The organism is Bowmanella sp. JS7-9 (assembly GCF_004329715.1).
Lineage (GTDB): Bacteria > Pseudomonadota > Gammaproteobacteria > Enterobacterales > Alteromonadaceae > Pseudobowmanella > Pseudobowmanella zhangzhouensis.
Genome location: NZ_JXSY01000021.1, coordinates 112854 through 134961, shown reverse-complemented (window position 1 = coordinate 134961; position 22108 = coordinate 112854). Strand labels below are relative to the sequence as shown.

Below are 22108 nucleotides of genomic sequence, written 5' to 3'. Positions count from 1 at the left end.
AATTCTTTCAGGTACTAGCCAGCGACCATCCGATAAAGGGTGGTAATCATGGTCATCATGGTGGTACGCATGTTCAGTTTCATGAGGCTAAATTGACATATAGACGTCTATACGTCAAGACGCATAAATCGATAATTTTGCGCGAATTATCGCCAGAGGGGTTAGTGAGTGTTTTCAGTGGCCTGACAATCTGCGCTGTAGAGGCCATATTCCGCCAGAATAGCCTGCAACTTGTCCGGGTTTACCGGTTTATTGAATACTGCGGTCGCCCCCGCCTGCAAGGCGCGCTTGTGGGTTTCCAGTTGTCGATCGCCAGTCACAACCAGACACAGCGTTTCGATATTCTCCTGACGGATAGCCTGAAGCAATTGCCAACCATCCATGTTCGGCATACTCAAATCAATCAGGGTCAGTGCCACATGCCTTGTACGCAATATGGCCAGCGCCTCATTACCATCGCCGGCAAATAACACATGACAAGACCAGTCTTCAGGCAGCGCTTTAGAGAGCAGGCGTTGGGCAAGATGCGAGTCATCGCAGATTAAGACGGGAAAATCCATTTGGGCTGGTTCCATATTGTTATTTTTATACTGTCCTACTCCATTCTATCCATATGCACACGAAGTGCAATCTTAGAGTGACTATCCGCTTATTTCGTTGCGAAATCACGCATTTTCGCGTTAGAGTCATTAGCATTCACGACCCGAGCACGCACCATGAATCCGCAGCAAATTGCCTACGAAATTCTCAAAGCATTTGAAAAACATTTTCGTCTTTACAGTCGTATCACCCGTGACGCACAGGTGTATTTCGAGCAGGCGCAATGGCAAAAATCTCAGGCGGCGGTGAAGCAACGGATTAGCATTTACGAAAGCGCACTGGCGGACGTGGTCAGCATCCTTTATCACAAATTCGAACCGCGAAATCAGGATGATGCTTTCTGGCGTACCCTAAAACTGCAATTCATCAATATCCTTGCCGACCATCCGCAATACGAATTGGCGGAGACCTTTTATAATTCGGTCATTGGCCGCCTGTTTACCCACAGTAAAATCGACGATGATTTTATTTTCCTGCTGCCCAGCAGGTGCTACCTGCCCGGCCAGATGCGTGACAAAGTGGCTAATCGCTTTGAGGGGCACGCCAATATCGCCGTCACTATGAGCGAAATTTTTGCCAGTTATCAGCTCAACATTGAACTGGCACGCCGCGACGACGATGTGCGCAATATCGTTACCTTCTTCGCCACCCAGTTCGAGCCTTCACAGTTTCAGCAGCCATATCAGGTGGAGATGCTCAAACCGGTCTTTTACCGCAACAAAGGGGCCTATCTGATTGGCCGCATCAGTGGCTCGCAAGGCAGTATGCCATTTGTGGTTGCACTGATGCTGGATAACAACAAGCAACTGTATGTAGATGCGATTCTTACCAGCCGCCGGGATTTATCCGTGTTGTTTGGCTTTGCACGTTCGTATTTTCTGGTTGATAGCCAGTATCCGGCTGAGATCGTGTCTTTTTTGCAGGAGTTAATGCCAAATAAAAAGCATTTCGAGCTCTATACCTCGATTGGCTTTTATAAACACGGTAAGACGGTGTTTTACCGTAATTTTATTCAGCATCTGGAACAGTCTGATGATCAATTTGAAGCGGCCCCCGGCATCCCTGGCCTGGTGATGGAGGTATTTCACCTGCCGTCTTATGGGGTAGTTTTTAAAATCATCAAAGATGAATTTCCGGAAAGTAAAAAAATCACCCGTGAACGGGTCATTGAGTGTTACCGTCTGGTTAAAATGCACGACCGGGTGGGCCGCATGGCCGATACCCATGAATTTGCCAACTTCCAAATGCCACTCAACCGTATCAGCCCGGCGCTGCTGGAAGAATTGCAATCGCTATGCAAGAAATCCATCGAAATCCAGGGTGACACCCTGCTGATCAAGCACCTGTACATCGAGCGTAAAATGACCCCGCTCAATCTCTATCTCCAGCAGGAAGACGATCCGCAAAGAGTAGAATCGGCTATTCAGGACTTGGGCTTTTGCATCAAAGAAATCGCTGCCGCACGGATTTTCCCCGGCGATATGCTGCATAAAAACTTTGGTATAACCCGCCATGGCCGGGTGATTTTTTATGATTACGATGAAATCTGCTATATGCATGAACGCCAGTTCCGCGACTTACCCAGCTCTGACGATCCTTATGCATTAGATTGTTTATCGGTAGGGCCGGAGGATGTATTTCCTCAGCAGTTTGAGCATTTCATCGTGGGCAAACGCGAGCACAAAGCACTGCTAAAAAAGCACCACCCGGAGTTAATGCAACCAGCCTACTGGCGACAGCTGCAAAACTCCGTTGGCCAAGGCGAAATCAAGGAAGTGCTGCCCTACCCGCCTCAGCGACGCTTTCAGCACATTAGCTAATTGCCAGTATGGCGAGTCCCAGCGTGCACAGATAACCCGCTGCCCAAACCAGTGAGCGCAACCAGTGGATATCTGCCAGATAACACACCAGATACGCTATGCGAGCCACCACGAAAGTAATCGCCAGCGTTTGCGCCAAGTCACCGGTTTGCTGGGTTACTACTGCAGCCAGAAGCGCAGGGGCAAACATAATGAGCGCTTCAAAGGCATTTTCATGGGCAGCACGGGCACGGGCACCAAATCCGGTTAATTTTGCCTGTTGCTGACGTGGATAACGGTTGTTATAGCCGCCCTCGCGGTTCATGGCCATGGCCAGCGGTGCTTTGCTGACAATAGGCAATAGAATGGCGATAAACAGACAGATCATCATGCTTGTCATAGTGGTATCCTGTTGTGATTATTGATTATTTTCCTCGCGACCATGTTAGCGACAAACCTTGGCATTCGCCTACCCTCTGTTGAACAAAAATTGTCTGTGGACTGGCGTAACCCAAACGGTGCAGAGTTCTGGGTTAAACGCGATGATCTGATTCATCCGATCATTTCCGGCAATAAATGGCGCAAACTACATGGTGCATTGTCGCGTGCCGAACAAGCCGGCATTACCAAATTTGTCAGCTTTGGTGGTGGTTATTCCAATCATTTACATGCGCTGGGTTATGTGTGCTTTCAGGCTGGCTGGCATCTGAACGTGATTATCCGTGGCGATTACCGCGCCAATCCAACACCGATGTTGCAGGATCTACATCGATGGGGCGCACAAATTCATTATGTGACCAAAGCAACCTATCAGCGGCGTAATGATGCCGACTATGTGCAACACCTGCGACAGCAATATCCAGAAGCCATGATTATCCCGGAAGGCGGTTCTTCCCCTGATGCGCTGGCCGGTGTGGCTGAGATCGTCTACGAGTTGACCCAATTCTATGACATGCTGCTGCTACCAGTAGCCAGTGGCGGCACATTAGCCGGGCTGGCCTCGAATCCCAAATGCCCGGCACTGCGAGCGATAGCCGTGCTCAAAGGTGAGAACTATCTGGAGTCACTGGTATCTCAATCGGCGCCTACCAGTGCAACAGACTGGCAAATCCTGCATGACTTCCATCACGGCGGCTATGCCAAAACCAGCGCCGAACTTATGGACTTCGTTACAGACCCACAAATTAGCCCGTCCATCCCGCTGGAGTCGGTCTATTCCGGCAAATTATTTTTTGCGGCGAGACAACTGTGCGAGGCAGGTTACTTCCCGCTGAACAGCCGAATTTTGTTGCTGCATACCGGTGGATTGCAGGGTCAGCGCAAATAACACGACTTTTTTCACCCAAGCCAATTTACATTAGTTTGATTCCTGCTAGATTTTGCGTGATTTCATTCACTTAATCACAGGAAACTACACAGATCATGACCCAGCCTGTTGCGGCTCAGTTCGACGCTTCTGCTTTAAACGTCGCTAAGTTTGGCGGTACCAGTGTGGCAGATTTCACTGCCATGCAAAATTGCGCCAAAATTGTCCTGAATAACCCGGCTACCCGTGTGGTGGTGGTAAGTGCCGCCGCTGGCGTAACCAACTTGCTGGTTGAGTTAGCTCATAAGGCCATGACCCGCGATGAAATCAACGCGGTGGTGGACAAGATCAAACAGATCGAGCTGAATATACTGCACGCATTAGCTAATCCCTCTGCGGTGGAGCCAAAGCTCAACGAATTGTTCGAACAACTGGAAGAGCTGGCGCACCATGAAGAGATCCTGCATCGCCCGGATTTAAAAGATGCGATTTTGTCCCTGGGTGAACGCATGTCGTCGCTGATGTTTGCCGAAGTGTTAAATCAACATGGCGGCAAGGCAGAAAACTTCGATGCCCGTAATGTGCTGGTTACCGATAACACCTTTGGTGAAGCCGTTCCGCAGATTGCGACGATTGCTGCACGCTGTGACAAATTGCTGCAACCGGCCATGGCGCAAGCCATACAGGTTACTCAGGGCTTTATTGGTGCCGATGAACAAGGCAACACCACCACGTTAGGGCGCGGTGGCTCAGATTATACTGCAGCGCTGCTGGCCGAAGCACTGAATGCGCAAACCTATGAAATCTGGACTGACGTGACCGGGGTATATACCACAGATCCACGCATTACCGCCGCTGCACGCCCGCTGGCAGAATTAAGTTTCGAGGAAGCTGCGGAGATGGCCACCTTCGGTGCCAAAGTCCTGCACCCGGCCACCATGGTACCGGCAGTACGTAAAAACATTCGCGTGTTTGTGGGTTCCAGCAAAGAGCCGGACAAAGGCGGTACCTGGATAGCACGGGATTGTGCTCACGAACCGCACTACCGCGCCATTACCCGTCGCAAAGACCAGGTGATGGTGACGGTAAAAACCCCGAAAATGCTTTATGCGCCGGGTTTCCTGCAACAGGTATTTGGCATTATCGCCAGCCACAACCTGAGTGTTGACCTGGTCACCACCTCGGAAATTGCGGTGTCCATGACTATCGACAACCCACCAAACTCAGTGCGTTCTAAGATTAATCAGGAAACCCTGTCCGAACTGCGCGAGATTTGTGAGGTGAAAGTCGAAGAAGGGTTCGATCTGGTCACCGTGGTGGGTAACAACATGCACAGTGAAGCCGGTGTCTCGAGCCGAATCTTTAACGCGCTGCGCGAACATAACCTGCGGATGATTTGCTACGGTGCTAACCCCCACAACATCTCGTTTCTGGTCAACGCCAGTGACAGCGATAATGTGGTCAAAGCCCTGCATAGGGATTTATTTGAAAGCTAAATGAGAAAGGCGACCGAACGGTCGCCTTTTTTAGTTCTGCATAAAATCAGCGGGTACCGAAAATCTTATCACCGGCATCGCCTAAGCCCGGCAAGATATAGCCCTGATCATTCAGGCGCTCATCAATCGCGGCAGTAAATATATCTACGTCTGGGTGTGCGTCCGTCACGGCTTTAATCCCCTCTGGCGCGGCCACCAAAAACAAACCCATAATGTGCTCGCAACCTTTTTGCTTAAGTAAATCAATCGTCGCGATTAGCGTGCCGCCGGTAGCCAGCATTGGGTCAACGATCAAGGCGGTACGCTCGGCCACGTCTTTTACCACCTTATCGAAATAGGCCACCGGTTGCAGGGTTTCCTCATTACGATATAGGCCCACCACACTGATTTTGGCATTGGGGATCAGGTTCATCACGCCATCCAGCATACCCAGGCCCGCACGCAATATGGGCACCACGGTAATTTTTTTACCCTTAATACGCTGCACATTAATCGGCGTTCCCGCCCAGCCATCAATACTGACCGTCTCGGTTTCCAGTTCGCGGGTTGCCTCATAAGTCAGCAAATTGCCCACTTCACTGGCCAGCTCGCGAAAATGCTTACTGCTCAAGCCCGCTTCGCGCATCAACCCCAGCTTGTGCTGGATTAATGGGTGATTGATCTGATGTACCGCCATGGGTCCCTCTTTACCTTATTTTTTACAATGGGATATTTTGAATTATTTCAATCAAATAAAAATAGACTCCAGATGTGGCATCTTCATTACGTTGTTGTGGAGTCTGACCGTAAAACTTATTTCTGTAGTTCTGTAAGCCCTGCACACCCGTTAATCCGTCAACAGATACTTCGAAGTCTACGCTATCGAAAGGGGCTTGTTCGAAAAACGCCTCAAGCTCTGGCGTCAGGCTTAAATCGGGCACGGTGCCCTTTAGTTGCCCTTCTATTGACCAATATGTTGGAATTTGTCCGGAAAAACTGAACCCAAAATATGTCTGGTCGGCATCATCATGGACCCCGCTCAAATCATAACTAAATGAAGCATTCTGATTTTCTGCAAATGCGATAAGGCTACTTTCTAAGCGATCTCTGACTTCACCTAATGAAGGCAGTAACGAAAAATCAACCTCGCCGTCTGCACTGACTGGTGTACTGGCGTAGTGTTGAACTCGTACATCGAATCCGTTAACTTCCTCGGAAACGTAATCATATACGCTGACTTTGAACGACTCGGCCTGACCGGGAACATAATATACAGGCTCACCATAAGTGCTGGTATTTGACCACCAAAAAGCACGGTCACCGTTGTAACCCCAGGCAGCATATTTCGGATTATCTAAATAATCCGTAATGATTACTGGCTGGCCCTGAAACGGAAAATCTTGCGACGTGAGCTGATAGATTTGATTGGCAGAAACCTCAATTGTACCAGCCACAAGCTCACCGCTACTGGTGCTATGCAAACGAAGATTTAATGTCTCTTGGGCATCGCAAACGGGCATTTCAATAGTGTTGTTATAGTTAAAGTTACTAGCTATTTTGGAGACCCGCTCGCTACTTACACGTAAGCTATATCCGGAGTACACACCCTCCAGGCCATCGAGTTGCAACACGGCTTTAGCGCATTCGCACTGGCCGGATATAGAGAAATCACTGTAGACTACCCCTAAATCACCAGCCTGAATATCTAAAAACGTTCTTAGGTTTTTAGATTCATAGCCACTGTTATATTCAGTAGTGTGAATAGTCAGGTGTTTCGTTTTACTGTTAAGCTCAACCGAAAATTGTCCCTGCGAATCGGATTTATGGGTTGCGACTACCGCGCCACTTGCGTCATGTTCAATAAATTCCGCCAGTGTGTTCGGTGACAGTTCTCCGCAGTCGTCTCTGAGGTAATGTTGTTGGGTTACGATTCTTTTGGCTGCAGTTGGCGTTTTGTTGCCACCACTGTCAGAGCCAGAACCACCACACGCTGCTAATAATGTTACGGACGTCGCCGCCAGAATAAGGTTTTTCATCGTACATTCCTTGTAAATCAATCTGTCCTATTTATGCGTTATTCTCGCTGCTTACCTAATTCTTTCAAGCAATTTTTCGATAATCACTTTATTTGCCTCGGGAAATTCATAATCACTGAGGGCACTGATGGCGACCCACGCTCCGAGCTGACCTTCCTGTCCGTGTGGCTCTCCGCTGAACTGCTCCACGATTCGGACATCTAGCACCACCTGTTTATCACCATAGTCGTGTTCGATCACCAGTAACGGCAATTGCCCGTGAGTCTCAATGCCGACCTCTTCACGCAGTTCACGCACCAGCGCCTGATCCATGCTTTCATCGGCTTCACGCTTGCCACCGGGAAATTCCCACTTTCCGCCCTGATGCAGATTTTGCGGGCGTTTAGTAATAAAAATTTGGTTATTGCGGCGTATTACACCGACTGCGACTTCAACTTTTTTCATATTAGAGCCTGTTTATCTTTGTTAGTTATCTATGCAGTAGGTATTTTTTAAGCTAGGCAACCGCAAATCTGTGAAGTTTGGTGGGCACAAATAAGCAAATTTGTGGGCAGCATGGCTTAAAAAAGGCCACTGCCCTTTGGGCTGGGGCTAACCCCCCCCACACCTGCGTTGTTCAAGATTTGTTTGGATTGCCAAACTGCATCTTGAACGCCTTGGTCTGAATGATTTTTGCTACCAGCATACAAAACAAACAAAGACAAACAGGCTCTAATAAAAGGTCGGCAATTGCCGACCTTTATCCTTAAGCAGTTAGACTACCGTGACATTGTTTGTACTTTTTGCCGGAACCGCATGGGCATGGGTCGTTACGACCTACTTTGGCCCCTTCACGCATTACTGCACTGCCTGGTGCGGCCTGAGATGGCCCAGATAACTGTTCCTTACGCTGCAGCTCTTCGGCCTGACGACGACGTTGTTCTTCTAACCGCTCAGCATCAGATTCTGCGCGCAACTGAATCTTCGACAAGGTGGTAATTACATCAACTTTGAGGTTTTCCAGCATCTCAGAGAACAGTTCAAACGACTCACGCTTGTATTCCTGCTTCGGGTTTTTCTGTGCGTAACCACGCAGGTGGATACCCTGACGCAGATGATCCATCGCAGCTAAATGCTCTTTCCAATGGGAGTCCAGTGACTGCAGCATGATGGCCTTTTCGACCTGACGCATCACATTGCCACCAATCTGCTCTTCCTTGGCACGGTAAGCGGCCACCACTTCTTCCAGAATACGCTCGCGCAGCTTTTCTTCGTATAACTTATCGTCCGCTTCCAACCAGGCTCGTAACGGCAGGTCGGTTTGGAATTCGGCTTTCAGGCGCTCTTCCAGTGCAGGCAGATCCCACATTTCTTCCAACGATTGTGGCGGAATATATTCGCTGATGACGTTATTCACCACATCTTCACGAATCGCATCGATGGTGGCAGAAATATCGCCTTCATCCATCAATTCGTTGCGCTGTTCGTAAATGACCTTACGCTGATCGTTGGCGACATCATCAAATTCCAACAGGTTCTTACGAATATCGAAGTTACGGCCTTCCACTTTACGCTGGGCATTCTCGATAGCACGGTTTAACCAAGGGTGCTCGATAGCTTCGCCACGCTTCATGCCCAGACGTTTCATCATTGCGCCCATTTTTTCCGAGGCGAAGATGCGCATTAATGGATCCTCTAACGACAGGTAGAAGCGCGAAGAACCCGCATCACCCTGACGACCGGCACGACCACGTAACTGGTTATCGATACGGCGCGACTCGTGACGTTCAGTGCCGATGATGTGCAAGCCGCCAGCTTCCAGTACTTTGTCGTGGTCTTCTTTCCACTGCGCCTTAATCTTGGCGATTTGATCGTCTGTCGGGTTTTCCAGCTTAGCGATTTCGGCCTGCCAGTTACCACCGAGCACGATATCGGTACCACGACCAGCCATGTTAGTGGCGATTGTTACCGCCCCTGCCGAGCCTGCCTGGGCGATGATATCGGCTTCCTGCGCGTGGAACTTGGCGTTTAAGACCTTGTGCTTAATCTTGGCCTTAGTCAGCAGGCGCGACAGTAATTCAGAGTTTTCGATACTGATAGTGCCCACCAGTACCGGACGCTTTTGCGCTACAACCTGCTTAATATCTTCGATAATCGCTTCATATTTTTCCTCCGCGGTCAGATAAACCAAATCGGTCATATCATTACGGATCATTGGTTTATTGGTCGGTACTACTACCGTCAACAAGCCATAAATATGATTAAATTCAAATGCTTCGGTATCGGCAGTACCAGTCATACCGGATAACGTATTGTACAAACGGAAGTAATTCTGGAAGGTAATCGATGCCAGCGTCTGGTTCTCGTTCTGAATATTCACACCTTCTTTGGCTTCAACCGCCTGGTGCAAACCTTCCGACCAGCGACGGCCTTCCATCGTACGGCCGGTGTGCTCATCAACAATCACCACTTCGCCATCTTTGACGATATAGTCAACATCGCGGTGGAACAGGTGATGGGCACGTAATGCGGCATTCACATGATGCAGCAATGAGATATTCTGTGCCGCAAATAGAGACTCGTCTTCTGGCAATACCTTGATACGGTGCAGAATTTCTTCGATATGGATCTGACCTTTTTCGGTCAGGTGAATCTGCTTGGATTTCTCATCGATGGTAAAGTCACCATCGCCTTCCACGCCTTCTTCGTCTTCTTTTTCCTGGCGTACCAGTTCCGGAATAATGCTATTGACCGCTTTGTATAATTCTGACGAATCTTCAGCCGGACCGGAAATAATCAGCGGCGTACGCGCTTCATCGATAAGGATGGAGTCGACCTCATCCACGATGGCGAAATTAAGCGGACGCTGCACCCGTTGTTCCGGGGCAAACGCCATATTGTCACGCAAGTAATCGAAACCAAATTCGTTGTTAGTGCCGTAGGTAATGTCACAACCATAGGCTTCTTTCTTGTCCTGATGGCCCATGCCCGGAATATTGCAGCCCACCGTCATCCCCAGGAAGGCAAACAATGGACGTGACCAGTCGGCATCACGACGTGCCAGATAATCGTTCACGGTTACAATGTGGACACCTTTACCGCTCAAACCGTTAAGGTAGGCAGGCAGTGTAGCGGTCAGGGTTTTACCCTCACCGGTACGCATCTCGGAAATTTTGCCTGAGTGCAGCACCATACCACCGAGTAATTGCACATCGAAATGACGCATGCCAAACACACGCTTCGAGGCCTCGCGCACCACCGCGAAGGCTTCAACCAGCAACGAGTCCAGGCTGGCGCCCTCTTCAATACGCTGACGGAATTCTGCGGTTTTGGCCTGCAGTTGCTCGTCACTGAGCGCTTCCAGTTCCGGTTCCAATTGGTTGATTTGCACAACCTGCTTGTTCAGTTTTTTCAGGATCCGGTCGTTACTGCTGCCGAATATCTTTGTCAGTATGCTTGAGAACATGGATTTACCGCTTCCAATCTTTTATTTATGAAATTTCCGAGCGTTGCTATTACACAATGCATGGCACTCAGCCAGGTGGCCGATGATACCCCAATACTCGCCAGAAAACTTAGTTGCGTGAGACGTAAGGCAGAGGATCCTGCTGGATCCCGTTGCGAAGCACTTCGTAATGCACATGCGCACCCGTCGAACGACCGGTAGAACCCATAATGCCGATATGCTGGCCCTTGGTAACCACGTCACCCAAAGCCACTTTAATCTCTTTATTATGACCGTAGCGGGTAACAAGCCCGTCGCCATGGTCAATTTCAATTAAGTTTCCATAGCCGTAGCGTTCTCCAGACCAGGTCACAAGCCCGGCACCGGTCGCTACAACCGGATCGCCTTCTGTGCCGGCGAAATCCAGACCATTATGCATGGCGGGTTGGCCGGAGAAGGGATCTTTGCGAATTCCGTAGTAGGACGACAACCACCCTGCGGTGACCGGTCGGCCTGCTAAATAACTCTGTTCATCTACATGGTGACTCATCAGGATGGATTCAAGCGCATTGAGCTGCATGGATTTGTTTTCTAAATCCGCCAAAAGCTCATTCATGCCAATAATTACATCATCACTGCTTTCTACCAGGTAACTGGCTAATTCTGTGGTTGGGCCGCCCACGGCAGGCTCGGCGCCAAAGCCAAATTCTTCGACGGGCAGATTGGCACGCTCGGCCAGTTTTTCGCCCAATGCATCAAGGCGGCGGATCTGCGCTTGCATATCGCCGAGCTTAATAATCATGCCGGTGAGCTTTTCCTGCGCATCTTCGCGCAAGGCTTCTACCTGCGCTTGTTGATCCTGCAGGCTTTGTTGAGTCAGGGTGACCCGGGCAATATCGGCGCTTTGCTGTTCACTACGATTTTTACCCACATAATAGCCACTACTCACCAATGCTGCGGTGACCAGCAATAACTGGTATGGTCGCAGATTGATTCGCATAGTTTTCAGCGATGTATGTAGTGTTATGTGCATCATATCGTCGTGTTTTATAGCGTTGTCAGATTATTGGCAGCCATCATCTGTTATGCAGATTATTGACCACTTTGCCAAAAAACGCCTTACCTCTTGATTTGTAAACGCTTTTTAATTGTATTTTTTATTACGCGTAGAACGTAAAAATGCCGCAGTTTGCGGCATTTGTAAATTTAATTCTTATTATGATCCAACCGCCAATGGCATGGCGAAGTTGATTGGGGTTTGCGTTTCTTCATAACTGACAAACTCCCACGCATCTGTCTGTTTCAACAGCGCGCGTAACAACTTATTATTCAGGCCGTGGCCGGATTTGTAGGCGCGGAATTCACCAATGATACTGTGACCACCCAGATACAAATCACCAACGGCATCCAGGATCTTATGCTTCAGGAATTCGTCGTCATAACGTAGTCCTTCCTGATTCAGCACCCGGTATTCATCCAGCGCGACGGCATTTTCCATACTGCCACCCAGCGCCAGTTTGTGCGCATGCATATATTCCAGATCCTTCATAAAGCCAAACGTACGCGCGCGGCTAACTTCGTCAACGTACGAGGCGGTGCTGAAATCCATCACCATATGCTGACGTGTCTGGCTGATCACCGGATGGTCAAAGTCGATGCGAAAATCCACTTTGAAACCGTCATAAGGTAAAAATTCGGCCCACTTGTCACCGTCTTCCACACGCACTTTGCGTTTTACCCGCATAAAGCGTTTGGCAGCATTGAGCTCTTCAATACCAGCGGTTTGCAGCAAGAAAATAAATGGGCTGGCGCTGCCGTCCATAATCGGCAATTCGTTGGCATCGACCTCAACAATAATGTTATCGATACCCAGGCCAGCCAATGCTGATGATAAATGCTCAACGGTAGAGATGCTGACGCCCTCAGCATTACTCAAACAGGTACACAACACAGTGTCGTCCACTGCATTGGCAACAGCCGGAATATCTGCATATGGCTCAAGGTCAACACGCCGGAATACAATACCTGTATTCGCGGGCGCAGGTCGGAGAGTCATCGTGACCTTGTCGCCTTTATGCAGTCCAATTCCAGTAACCTGTACGGCCTGTTTAATTGTGCGTTGTTTAATCATTCAGCCTTATCTTGCTGTCATTTCACCAAAAGGGCGCGAATTTTACTGGTTTGACCAGAAAATGTCAAAAAAGTGCTTTTTTTGACCGTTACTAGTCAGCCTGACGACGTAAAAATGCTGGAATATCCAGGTACTCATCGCGCTCGGCAGGCATTTCCTGCTGCTCAGCAGCTGGCTTGCTCTTCACTGCCGCATTACCCTGATTGCCAAATACTGGCTCTGGGTGTTCATCAAACGTAACCTGACGCGGTGCTGGTGCACGACCACTGTTGCTGACCAGAGAAATATCCGGCTTACGCTCAGCGCCAATACCCGTTGCAACTACCGTCACACGCAGCTCATCGACCATGTCCATGTCGATGACAGTACCGACAACCACAGTGGCATTTTCAGAGGCAAACGCTTTAACGGCATTACCCACCACTTCAAATTCATCAATTGAGAAATCCGGACCGGCGGTGATGTTCACCAGAATGCCACGGGCACCCGACAGATCCACATCTTCCAATAACGGGCAGGCAATCGCTTGTTCTGCAGCTTCCTCGGCACGATCCGGGCCTTTGGCTGCGCCACTGCCCATCATCGCGGTACCCATTTCTGACATAACGGTTTTTACGTCAGCAAAGTCAACGTTGATCAATCCCGGACGGGTAATCAATTCAGCAATACCCTGCACAGCGCCGCGTAATACGTTGTTCGCTTCGCTAAATGCCTGCAGCAAAGGTGTGCCTTTGGGCATAATTTTCAACAGTTTTTCGTTTGGAATCGTGATCAGCGAGTCCACACAACGAGCCAGATCCGCGATGCCTGTATCGGCGAATGCGGCGCGTTTTTTACCTTCGAAACCAAACGGACGGGTTACTACGGCAACCGTCAGGATCCCCATTTCGCGGGCGATCTTGGCCACTTCCGGTGCTGCACCCGTACCAGTACCACCGCCCATACCGGCAGTGATAAATACCATATCAGACCCTTGCAGGGTTTGACGGATAGTGTCGGCATCTTCGATGGCTGCATTGCGACCGATTTCCGGGTTCGCACCAGCGCCTAAGCCTTTGGTGACATTGCTACCAATTTGCAGCGTCACGTTGGCAGAAGATTTGCGCAATACCTGGGCGTCGGTATTGATGGCAATAAATTCAACGCCTTCGATGTTTTGCTCAACCATGTGTTCGATGGCATTACCACCGCCACCACCAACACCGATGACTTTAATTACAGCGTCTTCGCTATGATTGTTGTCCATTAATTCAAACATTGTACTCTCCGCTTATAGTTAGTGTTCGGGGTGTCACTTCCTCTTGCACCGCCGATTTTTGCAATGATTGCGGGTTGAACAGATTTTACCTTTTTTTTCAACTTGTTAGCCAATTGAATTTGGTAATTTATTGTTATTTGTTCAATCCCACATTCAAACCGTTAAAACGACCCCTTAAAAAAGCTCTTCAAACGCTCGAAGACGCTTTCCGTTTTACGTCCTTTCTGTCCTTTTCGTTGTACCATCTGGCCCTGACCATACATCAGCAGGCCGACTACCGTGGCGTATACAGGATCGTCCACATAATCAGACAAACCCTTAATATTCAGAGGTTTACCAACACGCACTGGCATCTGGAAGAGTTCTTCGGCAAATTCAATTGCACCTTCCATCTTGGCACTACCGCCGGTTAATACGATGCCGGCGGCGACCTGTTCGGCAAAACCGCTGCGCTTAATATGTTCCTGCACCAGCTCAAACATTTCCTGATAACGAGGTTCGATAACCTCTGACAGGGTATGGCGTGACATCTTGCGCGCCGGACGTCCGCCTACACTGGGAACCTCGATGGTTTCTTCCATCTTGACCATGTCTTTCAGTGCACAGGCATAATTGACTTTAATTTCTTCCGCATGACTGATCGGCGTGCGGAAGATTTTCGCGATGTCATTGGTGATCTGATTGCCCGCCACCGGAATAACGGCGGTGTAACGAATCGCGCCATCTACATAAATAACGATATCCATGGTACCGGCACCGATATCGACCACGCACACACCCAGCTCTTTCTCATCGTCGGTCAATACCGCGTAGCTGGATGCCAACGCCGAGAAAATGACCTGATCATCAGACAGACCGCAACGCTCGACACATTTAATCAGGTTGCGCGCCATATCATCCGAACAGGTAATAATGTGCACTTCGGTTTCCATGCGCACACCTGACATACCAACCGGGTTTTTTATTTTTTCCTGCACATCGATGGTGTATTCCTGCGGCAGCACATGCAGGATGCGACGTTCCGCGGCGATAGGCACGGAACTGGCTGCATGGTTGACGTTAATGACGTCATCTTCGGTTACTTCTTTGTTGTTAATCGGCACCATACCGCTGGCATTCTGGCACTGCACATGGCGGCCTGAAATCGACAGATAAACCGAAGACACCTTACAGTCGGCCATCATTTCCATTTCATCCACAGCGCCCTGTACCGACTGCACCACCAGATTCAAATCATTTACACCGGCCTTATCCATTCCACGCGCAGGATTCGTAGCCATACCGACAATGCTGATTTTGCCGTCGTCCAGCACTTCACCCACTACGGCTTTTACCTGGCTACTACCAATATCCAGGCCAACTATCAGATTACGTTCCGTCCCTTTCGACATGCTAATTAACTCTCACTCTTCCAACCTACTGCCATTCCTGTGTCGTAGCGCAGATCCACATAATCCAGCTGACGACCGTCCTGCATCAGGAGCGGGTACAAATCCACAAAGCGTTGTACCCGATCGGTAAATTCCTGGCGCCCGATATTCAGACGCACCCCGTTGCTCAGGCGAAGTTGCCATGCATAGCGTTCGCTGAGCTGTAATTCTTCAATCACCAGTCCGCTGGCATTAAGCAGTCCCTGCATATCGTAAAAACCCTGCAAGGCAGTCAGTTCGCTGCCGCCCGGGCCAAATAAATGCGGCAATGTAAGAGCCGCGCCTTGTTTATCGGCGCTAAACAACACCCCGCGTGGATTAAGCAACATATCGTCATTCCAGTGCGCCACCGGTTGTTGCTCAATCACGTACACTTTCAAACGCGCCGGCCACTCTTTACGAATTGAGGCCTTGTGCACCCACGCCAGCCCTTCTACCGCGTTAAGCGCTTCGTTAACGTCCAGTTCAAAGAAACTACCCGGTTGCGAACGACGAATAATGTTTTTAACCAGTTCATCATCCAGATAGCGACGCTCACCACTGACGATAATTTCCTGCACCGGTACCCGCTGCTCATCTTCCAGCCAGCGACTAATACTGCTGTATAACCAGCCCAATCCAATCAGCACAGCCACGAATACGCTAAAGCCTGCCCAGAATTGGGGACGTTTAGCTTTATCGGGCAGTGCCAGTTGCATCATTTTTGTAACCCTGCCGTGGCCAGAATCGCCAGCACTAACTGGTTAAAGGTCAAGCCGGCCGTTTTAGCGGCCATGGGTACCAGAGATTTTGCTGTCATGCCCGGCACCGTATTCACTTCCAGAATGTACAACTGCCCGTTGCTGTCGCGCATAAAATCCACCCGACCCCAGCCTGATGCACCAACGGCTTTAAATGCCGCTAATGCCAGTTCGCCAAGCAGAGCTTCCGTGGCTTCATCGGCACCACTTGGACAAAAATACTGGGTACTATCGGCCTGGTATTTGGCCTGATAGTCGTAAAATTCTCTGGGGGTAGACATGCGGATCGAAGGCAACGCTTTATCGTGCAGAATACTCACGGTAAATTCGTCACCCTCAATATATTGTTCCAACAGGACCTGCTTATCGTAATTAAATGCGTCCTGTATCGCTTGCTGTAACTGCTCTGCAGTTGTGACTTTGGCCATCCCTATGCTGGATCCTTCCAGCGCCGGTTTGACCATGATGGCGCCCCCAAACGACGTCATTATATCTTTGCACGATCCCGCGTCATAGCTGCTTTTGTGCACGACACGATAAGTTGCTGTCGGCAAACCTAAAGTTTGTATAATTTGCTTAGTTCGGACTTTGTCCATCCCCAAAGCGGAACCTAAAACACCACTGCCGGTATAGGGAATGTGCAGTTGTTCCAACAGTCCCTGCAGGCTGCCATCTTCACCGCCACGGCCGTGCAGCATAATCAGAACCTGATCGTAGCCATCCCGCTGTAAATTCAGCAGCGGTTGTTCCGCCGGATCAAACCCATGGGCATCAATGCCCTGCTCCAGCAGCGCGTTTAACACCGCCTGCCCGGAACGCAGCGATACCTCGCGCTCAGCGGAATGACCACCGAACATCACGGCAATTTTATGCGTCACGCTCATTGGCTTTCTCCCTGCTGCAACGTGGCGATGTTTAATCCGGCGCTCTGCAGCTCGCGAGCCAGTGCTCCAATGTTACCGGCGCCCTGAGTCAGTACGATGTCGCCATCTTGCAGGGTATTGGCCAGTATCGGCGCTAATTCTTCTTTCTCACCCACATATACTGGTTCAAGACTGCCGCGCTGACGGATGGAGCGGCACAGTGATTTGCTGTCAGCGCCCTCTATCGGTGCTTCGCCGGCGCTGTAGACTTCCAGTAGCAACAGCACATCCACTTCGGACAGGACCTTAACAAAGTCCTCATACAGATCATGGGTGCGGGTATAGCGGTGTGGCTGATAAGCCATAACCAGACGACGATCCGGCCAGTTATTCCGTGCTGCCGCAATCGTGGCTGCCACTTCTGTAGGGTGGTGTCCATAATCATCGACCAGGATCGCCTTACCGCGACCGGTGTCAAATTCACCGAGCATTTCAAAGCGTCTGCCGATGCCGCCAAAACTACCCAACGCGCGCACGATGGCATCATCGTCTATGCCTTCATCGCTGGCGACGGCAATCGCCGCTAACGCATTAAGCACGTTATGCTGACCGGCAACGTTAATACGCAAACGCAACGGCACTTTATCTTTGCGCAGCACAGTAAACTGGCTTTGGTTAAAGCCCAGTTGAATATCCACCGCGCGCACATCATTGTGTTCACCCACGCCGTAGGTGGTGTACTGACGTTTAATCTTGCCCAGCAGTTGATTGATGGTGGGATCATCCCCGCACAATACGGCCAGACCATAAAACGGCAAGTTATGCAGAAAGTCGATATAGGCATCCTGCATACGCTGGAAATCACCTTCATAGGTGCCCATATGGTCCGGCTCAATATTGGTAACTACCGACACCATTGGCTGCAGATGCAAAAAGGACGCATCACTTTCATCTGCTTCTGCAATTAAGAAGCGGCTGCTGCCCAGGCGCGCATTGGTGCCAGCACTGTTGAGCAAGCCCCCAATCACAAACGTTGGATCCAGTCCTGCCTCAGCAAAGATCGTGGCCAGTAAACTGGTCGTGGTAGTTTTGCCGTGGGTACCGGCCACAGCGATACCGTGGCGGAAACGCATCAATTCAGCCAACATCTCGGCCCGACGAATAATCGGAATGCGTTTATCCATCGCCGTTTGAATTTCAGGGTTGGCAGGGTTAATCGCACTGGACACCACCACCACATCCACGCCATCTACGTTGGCGGCCTGATGGCCAATAAATACCTGAGCACCCAAGCTTCGCAAACGACGGGTCATATTGCCCTCGTTCAAATCTGAACCAGACACCCGATAACCTTCATTCAACAATACTTCCGCAATACCGCCCATACCGGCACCGCCGATACCCACAAAGTGGATACAACGAATGCGGCGCATTTCCGGAACGGCATAGGCCTGGGTTGTCACACTACTCAAACTGACTCTCCTGCTAATTCTTTACATATATTGGCCACATCCAGGGTGGCGCTGGGCTTAGCCTGCTGTTTGGCGGCTTCAGCCATATTGGCCAGCGTGTGTGGTTCGGCGACCACCTGTTGTAACGCGGCAATTAAATTTTGTTCAAAGCTATCGCCCTGACGCACCATTAGCGCAGCACCTGCATTCACCAGGCTCAGGGCATTTTTCGCCTGATGGTCATCCACCGCCTGAGGCAGTGGTACAAAAATCGCTGCGACACCGGTTTGGGCAATTTCGGAAACGGTCAATGCACCGGCACGACAAATCACTACGTCGGCCCACTGGTAGGCACTGGCCATATCAGCGATGAAATCCTGCACGGTAACGCTTTCAGCGTGTTGATATGCCAAACGCACCACATCACTGCGGCCTTTACCACACTGATGCAGTACTTCTACCTGCTGACCAAACTGGCGCAGTACCCGTGGCAATGCATCATTGAGCGCCAATGCCCCCAAACTGCCACCTACCACCAGGATACGCAGCGGCTGATGTGGCACATGGGTGTTTTCTTTTGGCTGAATTTGCGGACGCAATGGATTACCCACCCATTGCGCTTTTTGGTTAGTACCAAATGCACCGTCAAAACCACATAACACCTTGCTGGCCAGCGGCGCCAGATAACGGTTGGTTAACCCGGCTGCCGCATTTTGTTCATGGATCACCAGTGGTACACCACACAACCGGGCTGCGATGCCACCCGGGCCCGCAGCAAATCCGCCCATACCAAGCACCACATCTACATTTAACTGTTTAATCGCTTTACGGGCCTGCCACACTGCGCGCAACAGTTTGAACGGCGCGGCGAGCAAACGAATCAGGCCATTACCACGCACGCCTTCAACATCGACGAAACTGATTGGATAGCCATTAGCCGGGACCAGTTCGGCCTCCATGCGTTTAGGCGTACCCAGCCAGTGCACATACCAGCCCTCAGCCTTCAGTGCATCAGCCACTGCCAGCCCGGGAAACACATGACCACCGGTACCACCGGCCATGACCAGAAGGGTTTTAGCCATTATTCCCCTCCTGCGTCTTTGCTTCAGTGAGGCGACGCTTGCGCACCGGTAATGCCTGCAGATTTTGCATGCGTAATTCGAAATCGATACGCACAATAATCGCCACCGTGACCGCCATTAAGATCAGGCTGGAACCACCATAACTGACCAGCGGCAGCGTGAGCCCTTTGGTTGGCAGAATACCGGCGCTGGCGCCGATATTGACGGCGGTCTGTAAGCTAAACCAAATACTTACGGCGTAGGCAAAGAAACCTTCAAATGCCCGCTCCTGAGCCAGCGCTCGATTGCCTAAACGCAGACATTTGACCACCAGAATTAACATCAATATCAGTACCGCCAGAACACCGGCATAGCCAAGTTCTTCGGCCAAAATCGCCATAATAAAATCGGTATGTGCTTCGGGCAGATATTCCAGTTTCTGCAGACTGTTACCCAGGCCCTGACCAAACCAATCGCCGCGGCCATATGCCATCAGAGATTGGGTTAACTGATAACCGCTACCAAACGGGTCCGCCCAGGGATCCATAAACGCCGTGACACGGCGCATACGATAAGGCTCCAGCGCGATCGCCAGGCCGATGACACTGACGCCTGAAAGTAATAGGGCAATAAAGTGCAGCAATGGCGCGCCGGCCAAAAACAGTAAGCCCACTGTCGTGGCAAACATGACAATCACAGTACCCAGATCCGGCTGCATCAGCAGAAAAAATGCCATCACGCCAAACACAAACAGCGGGATCCAAAAACCCAATCCACGGGTTTTGGTAATTTGCTGGAAACGGCGTACCAGATAACCGGACAGATACAGAAAGAAACACAGTTTGGCGATTTCAGCGACCTGAATGGTGATCGGTCCAATCACAATCCAGCGCGTACTGCCGTTGACGTTGCGACCGATCCCCAACACCACAATGAGTAACACAATGGCAGCGGCTAACAGGTAGAAGTTCCACTTTTTCCACATTTGCATAGGCACTTGCAGTACCACTGCCGCGGCCACTAAGGCCAGTCCGATATAGGTGATGTGACGAAGGGCAAAATAAAACGGGTTGCCGGTTAAACGGGTTGCTACCGGCATCGACGCCGACGTGACGATGACCAGCCCGATTGAAAGCAACGCCAGGGCAATCAGCAACAATCCTGCATCGTACGGACGATTATCCACCTCGCCGTGGCGCTGACTGAACAGTAAACGTAATTGACTGGTCATGGCACTCATTGCAATGCCTCCACCGCTGCCACGAATTGTTCACCGCGATCCTGATAATTTCGGAACATATCCAGGCTCGCGCATGCCGGTGATAACAGCACCATATCGCCTTCTGAAGCTATTGAGGCGGCTAGGCTGACCGCCTGCTGAATGCCGGTAACCGGTTTGGCATTGTTATGCAGACGGGCGATTTTATCGCCGTCTTTACCCAGCGTAATCAGGGTGTCGACCTTGCTCAGCGCAGCCACCATTGGTTGCAAATCCGCACCTTTGGCATCACCACCGGCAATCAATACCAGTTTACCGGTGACGGTTGGCGCCAAACCATCAATCGCCGCCAACGTGGCACCCACATTGGTGCCTTTCGAGTCATTGATCCAGCTCACGCCACCGCGCTGCGATACCAGCTCACAGCGATGGGCCAAACCTTTAAAGGTTTTGGCGGCTTGCTGCAGCGCGCCATGGTCATCGGTAAGCGCCAGCGCCAACGCCGCTGACGCCTGAATATTGGCAACATTGTGTAAACCGCGCAGTTGGCAATCCTGCATACTCAGCCACGCCTGATTCTTAAATAAAATCGTTTGCGTGGCTGCGTCATAGCCAAAACCATCACGAGACGGCTCAAGACCAAAACTGTCCCGCGCCAACGCTTTGGGATAAGCGGTACTGGCATCATCACGATTGGCAATGCATCGCTGTGCGTGACGATAAATACGCAATTTACTGTCGCGGTAATCGGCAAAATCCCGGTAACGATCCATATGGTCATCACTGACATTCAACACAGTCGCGGCGACCGGCGCCAAAGACGAAGTGGTCTCCAGCTGGAAACTGGATAACTCCAGCACAAACACGTCAGCATCAGTACCAAGCAAATCCAGCACCGGAATACCAATGTTGCCGCCCATTGCGGCATTGAGTCCGGCTTGCTGCAACATCGAGGTGACCAGCGAGGTAACGGTAGACTTGCCGTTGCTGCCAGTAATAGCAATCACAGGCTTGCGATTCAGCCGCGCAAATAGTTCCACATCCCCGACAATTTCCACACCGTGGTGCGCTGCCGCGGCAATAGCGTCGCTGCGTATTGATAAGCCCGGCGACACCACCAGCATGTCAAACTGAGTTAAACGCGCGGCCTCTAATGGTCCCAGTGTTACCGGCACAGGTAACTGCACAGACAGATTCGTGCGGGTGTCAAATCCTTGCAAGGATTCACATTTACCCTGCAAATAGGCAACACAAGCCTGGCCCGTTTGGCCAAGCCCTAATACTGCGATGTGTTTGCCCGCGAGAAAATCCATGC

General features: G+C 50.6%; 19 protein-coding genes. 3 read left to right on the top strand and 16 right to left on the bottom strand.

Annotated features, from left to right (window positions below; all coding sequences use genetic code 11):
• Nucleotides 1-161: 161 nt before the first annotated feature.
• Nucleotides 162-560: a response regulator gene (locus tag TK45_RS12095; RefSeq protein ID WP_165490776.1), complete on the bottom strand. Its 399-nt coding sequence runs from the start codon at nt 558-560 to the stop codon at nt 162-164.
• A gap of 156 nt (nt 561-716) precedes the next feature.
• Between TK45_RS12095 and aceK the strand changes: the two genes are divergently transcribed.
• The gene (gene aceK, locus TK45_RS12090) at nt 717-2420 is read left to right on the top strand and encodes a bifunctional isocitrate dehydrogenase kinase/phosphatase (RefSeq protein WP_131259086.1); all 1704 of its coding nucleotides are present in this window, start codon (nt 717-719) and stop codon (nt 2418-2420) included.
• Here aceK and TK45_RS12085 read toward each other — a convergent pair.
• Nucleotides 2413-2799, bottom strand: a complete 387-nt coding sequence (locus TK45_RS12085; RefSeq protein WP_131259085.1) for an MAPEG family protein — start codon at nt 2797-2799, stop codon at nt 2413-2415. The two genes, aceK and TK45_RS12085, sit on opposite strands and share 8 nt — an antisense overlap.
• Before the next feature lie 21 nt (nt 2800-2820).
• Between TK45_RS12085 and TK45_RS12080 the strand changes: the two genes are divergently transcribed.
• The gene (locus tag TK45_RS12080) at nt 2821-3726 is read left to right on the top strand and encodes a 1-aminocyclopropane-1-carboxylate deaminase/D-cysteine desulfhydrase (protein WP_254426607.1); all 906 of its coding nucleotides are present in this window, start codon (nt 2821-2823) and stop codon (nt 3724-3726) included.
• 95 nt (nt 3727-3821) lie between these two features.
• Nucleotides 3822-5201, top strand: a complete 1380-nt coding sequence (lysC, locus tag TK45_RS12075; RefSeq protein WP_131259083.1) for a lysine-sensitive aspartokinase 3 — start codon at nt 3822-3824, stop codon at nt 5199-5201.
• 46 nt (nt 5202-5247) lie between these two features.
• Here the strand turns inward: lysC and upp are convergent, their stop codons facing one another.
• The 14 genes from upp to murD form a co-directional block, all read right to left on the bottom strand.
• Entirely contained in the window at nt 5248-5877 is a 630-nt protein-coding gene (upp, locus tag TK45_RS12070; RefSeq protein ID WP_131259082.1) for a uracil phosphoribosyltransferase, read from the bottom strand.
• 22 nt (nt 5878-5899) lie between these two features.
• Nucleotides 5900-7216, bottom strand: coding sequence for a hypothetical protein (locus TK45_RS12065; RefSeq protein WP_131259081.1), 1317 nt, complete (start codon nt 7214-7216; stop codon nt 5900-5902).
• Between the two features lie 51 nt (nt 7217-7267).
• Nucleotides 7268-7660, bottom strand: coding sequence for an 8-oxo-dGTP diphosphatase MutT (gene mutT / locus TK45_RS12060; protein WP_131259080.1), 393 nt, complete (start codon nt 7658-7660; stop codon nt 7268-7270).
• A 301-nt stretch (nt 7661-7961) separates the two neighbouring features.
• Nucleotides 7962-10661: a preprotein translocase subunit SecA gene (gene secA, locus TK45_RS12055; RefSeq protein ID WP_131259079.1), complete on the bottom strand. Its 2700-nt coding sequence runs from the start codon at nt 10659-10661 to the stop codon at nt 7962-7964.
• Between the two features lie 109 nt (nt 10662-10770).
• On the bottom strand, nt 10771-11640 hold the full coding sequence (locus TK45_RS12050) for a M23 family metallopeptidase (protein ID WP_165490775.1): 870 nt from the start codon (nt 11638-11640) through the stop codon (nt 10771-10773).
• A gap of 216 nt (nt 11641-11856) precedes the next feature.
• Nucleotides 11857-12771, bottom strand: a complete 915-nt coding sequence (gene lpxC / locus TK45_RS12045) for a UDP-3-O-acyl-N-acetylglucosamine deacetylase (protein ID WP_131259077.1) — start codon at nt 12769-12771, stop codon at nt 11857-11859.
• Between the two features lie 91 nt (nt 12772-12862).
• Nucleotides 12863-14029: a cell division protein FtsZ gene (gene ftsZ / locus TK45_RS12040; RefSeq protein ID WP_131259076.1), complete on the bottom strand. Its 1167-nt coding sequence runs from the start codon at nt 14027-14029 to the stop codon at nt 12863-12865.
• Nucleotides 14030-14190: 161 nt separating this feature from the next.
• Nucleotides 14191-15420, bottom strand: coding sequence for a cell division protein FtsA (gene ftsA / locus TK45_RS12035; RefSeq protein WP_131259075.1), 1230 nt, complete (start codon nt 15418-15420; stop codon nt 14191-14193).
• A 5-nt stretch (nt 15421-15425) separates the two neighbouring features.
• Nucleotides 15426-16160, bottom strand: a complete 735-nt coding sequence (locus TK45_RS12030) for a cell division protein FtsQ/DivIB (RefSeq protein ID WP_131259074.1) — start codon at nt 16158-16160, stop codon at nt 15426-15428.
• Nucleotides 16157-17083, bottom strand: a complete 927-nt coding sequence (locus TK45_RS12025; protein WP_131259073.1) for a D-alanine--D-alanine ligase — start codon at nt 17081-17083, stop codon at nt 16157-16159. The genes TK45_RS12030 and TK45_RS12025 overlap by 4 nt, the downstream gene beginning before the upstream one ends.
• Nucleotides 17080-18495 carry a UDP-N-acetylmuramate--L-alanine ligase gene (murC, locus tag TK45_RS12020; protein ID WP_131259229.1) on the bottom strand — a complete coding sequence of 472 codons (1416 nt, stop codon included), beginning with the start codon at nt 18493-18495 and terminating at the stop codon, nt 17080-17082. Before murC ends, TK45_RS12025 begins: the two co-directional genes overlap by 4 nt.
• Nucleotides 18496-18530: 35 nt before the next feature.
• A complete protein-coding gene (gene murG, locus TK45_RS12015) occupies nt 18531-19595 on the bottom strand; it encodes an undecaprenyldiphospho-muramoylpentapeptide beta-N-acetylglucosaminyltransferase (RefSeq protein ID WP_131259072.1) in 1065 nt (354 codons plus the stop codon).
• Nucleotides 19588-20814, bottom strand: coding sequence for a putative lipid II flippase FtsW (ftsW, locus tag TK45_RS12010; protein ID WP_131259071.1), 1227 nt, complete (start codon nt 20812-20814; stop codon nt 19588-19590). The genes murG and ftsW overlap by 8 nt, the downstream gene beginning before the upstream one ends.
• A complete protein-coding gene (gene murD, locus TK45_RS12005) occupies nt 20811-22106 on the bottom strand; it encodes a UDP-N-acetylmuramoyl-L-alanine--D-glutamate ligase (protein WP_131259070.1) in 1296 nt (431 codons plus the stop codon). The genes ftsW and murD overlap by 4 nt, the downstream gene beginning before the upstream one ends.
• Nucleotides 22107-22108 lie beyond the last annotated feature (2 nt).

What these genes read in the sequence shown, in the direction of transcription:
- TK45_RS12095 (WP_165490776.1), bottom strand. Translation starts at nt 560, where the DNA reads ATGGATTTTCCCGTCTTAATCTGCGATGACTCGCATCTTGCCCAACGC.
- aceK (WP_131259086.1), top strand. Translation starts at nt 717, where the DNA reads ATGAATCCGCAGCAAATTGCCTACGAAATTCTCAAAGCATTTGAAAAA.
- TK45_RS12085 (WP_131259085.1), bottom strand. Translation starts at nt 2,799, where the DNA reads ATGACAAGCATGATGATCTGTCTGTTTATCGCCATTCTATTGCCTATT.
- lysC (WP_131259083.1), top strand. Translation starts at nt 3,822, where the DNA reads ATGACCCAGCCTGTTGCGGCTCAGTTCGACGCTTCTGCTTTAAACGTC.
- upp (WP_131259082.1), bottom strand. Translation starts at nt 5,877, where the DNA reads ATGGCGGTACATCAGATCAATCACCCATTAATCCAGCACAAGCTGGGG.
- TK45_RS12065 (WP_131259081.1), bottom strand. Translation starts at nt 7,216, where the DNA reads ATGAAAAACCTTATTCTGGCGGCGACGTCCGTAACATTATTAGCAGCG.
- mutT (WP_131259080.1), bottom strand. Translation starts at nt 7,660, where the DNA reads ATGAAAAAAGTTGAAGTCGCAGTCGGTGTAATACGCCGCAATAACCAA.
- secA (WP_131259079.1), bottom strand. Translation starts at nt 10,661, where the DNA reads ATGTTCTCAAGCATACTGACAAAGATATTCGGCAGCAGTAACGACCGG.
- TK45_RS12050 (WP_165490775.1), bottom strand. Translation starts at nt 11,640, where the DNA reads ATGCGAATCAATCTGCGACCATACCAGTTATTGCTGGTCACCGCAGCA.
- lpxC (WP_131259077.1), bottom strand. Translation starts at nt 12,771, where the DNA reads ATGATTAAACAACGCACAATTAAACAGGCCGTACAGGTTACTGGAATT.
- ftsZ (WP_131259076.1), bottom strand. Translation starts at nt 14,029, where the DNA reads ATGTTTGAATTAATGGACAACAATCATAGCGAAGACGCTGTAATTAAA.
- ftsA (WP_131259075.1), bottom strand. Translation starts at nt 15,420, where the DNA reads ATGTCGAAAGGGACGGAACGTAATCTGATAGTTGGCCTGGATATTGGT.
- TK45_RS12030 (WP_131259074.1), bottom strand. Translation starts at nt 16,160, where the DNA reads ATGATGCAACTGGCACTGCCCGATAAAGCTAAACGTCCCCAATTCTGG.
- TK45_RS12025 (WP_131259073.1), bottom strand. Translation starts at nt 17,083, where the DNA reads ATGAGCGTGACGCATAAAATTGCCGTGATGTTCGGTGGTCATTCCGCT.
- murC (WP_131259229.1), bottom strand. Translation starts at nt 18,495, where the DNA reads ATGCGCCGCATTCGTTGTATCCACTTTGTGGGTATCGGCGGTGCCGGT.
- murG (WP_131259072.1), bottom strand. Translation starts at nt 19,595, where the DNA reads ATGGCTAAAACCCTTCTGGTCATGGCCGGTGGTACCGGTGGTCATGTG.
- ftsW (WP_131259071.1), bottom strand. Translation starts at nt 20,814, where the DNA reads ATGAGTGCCATGACCAGTCAATTACGTTTACTGTTCAGTCAGCGCCAC.
- murD (WP_131259070.1), bottom strand. Translation starts at nt 22,106, where the DNA reads ATGGATTTTCTCGCGGGCAAACACATCGCAGTATTAGGGCTTGGCCAA.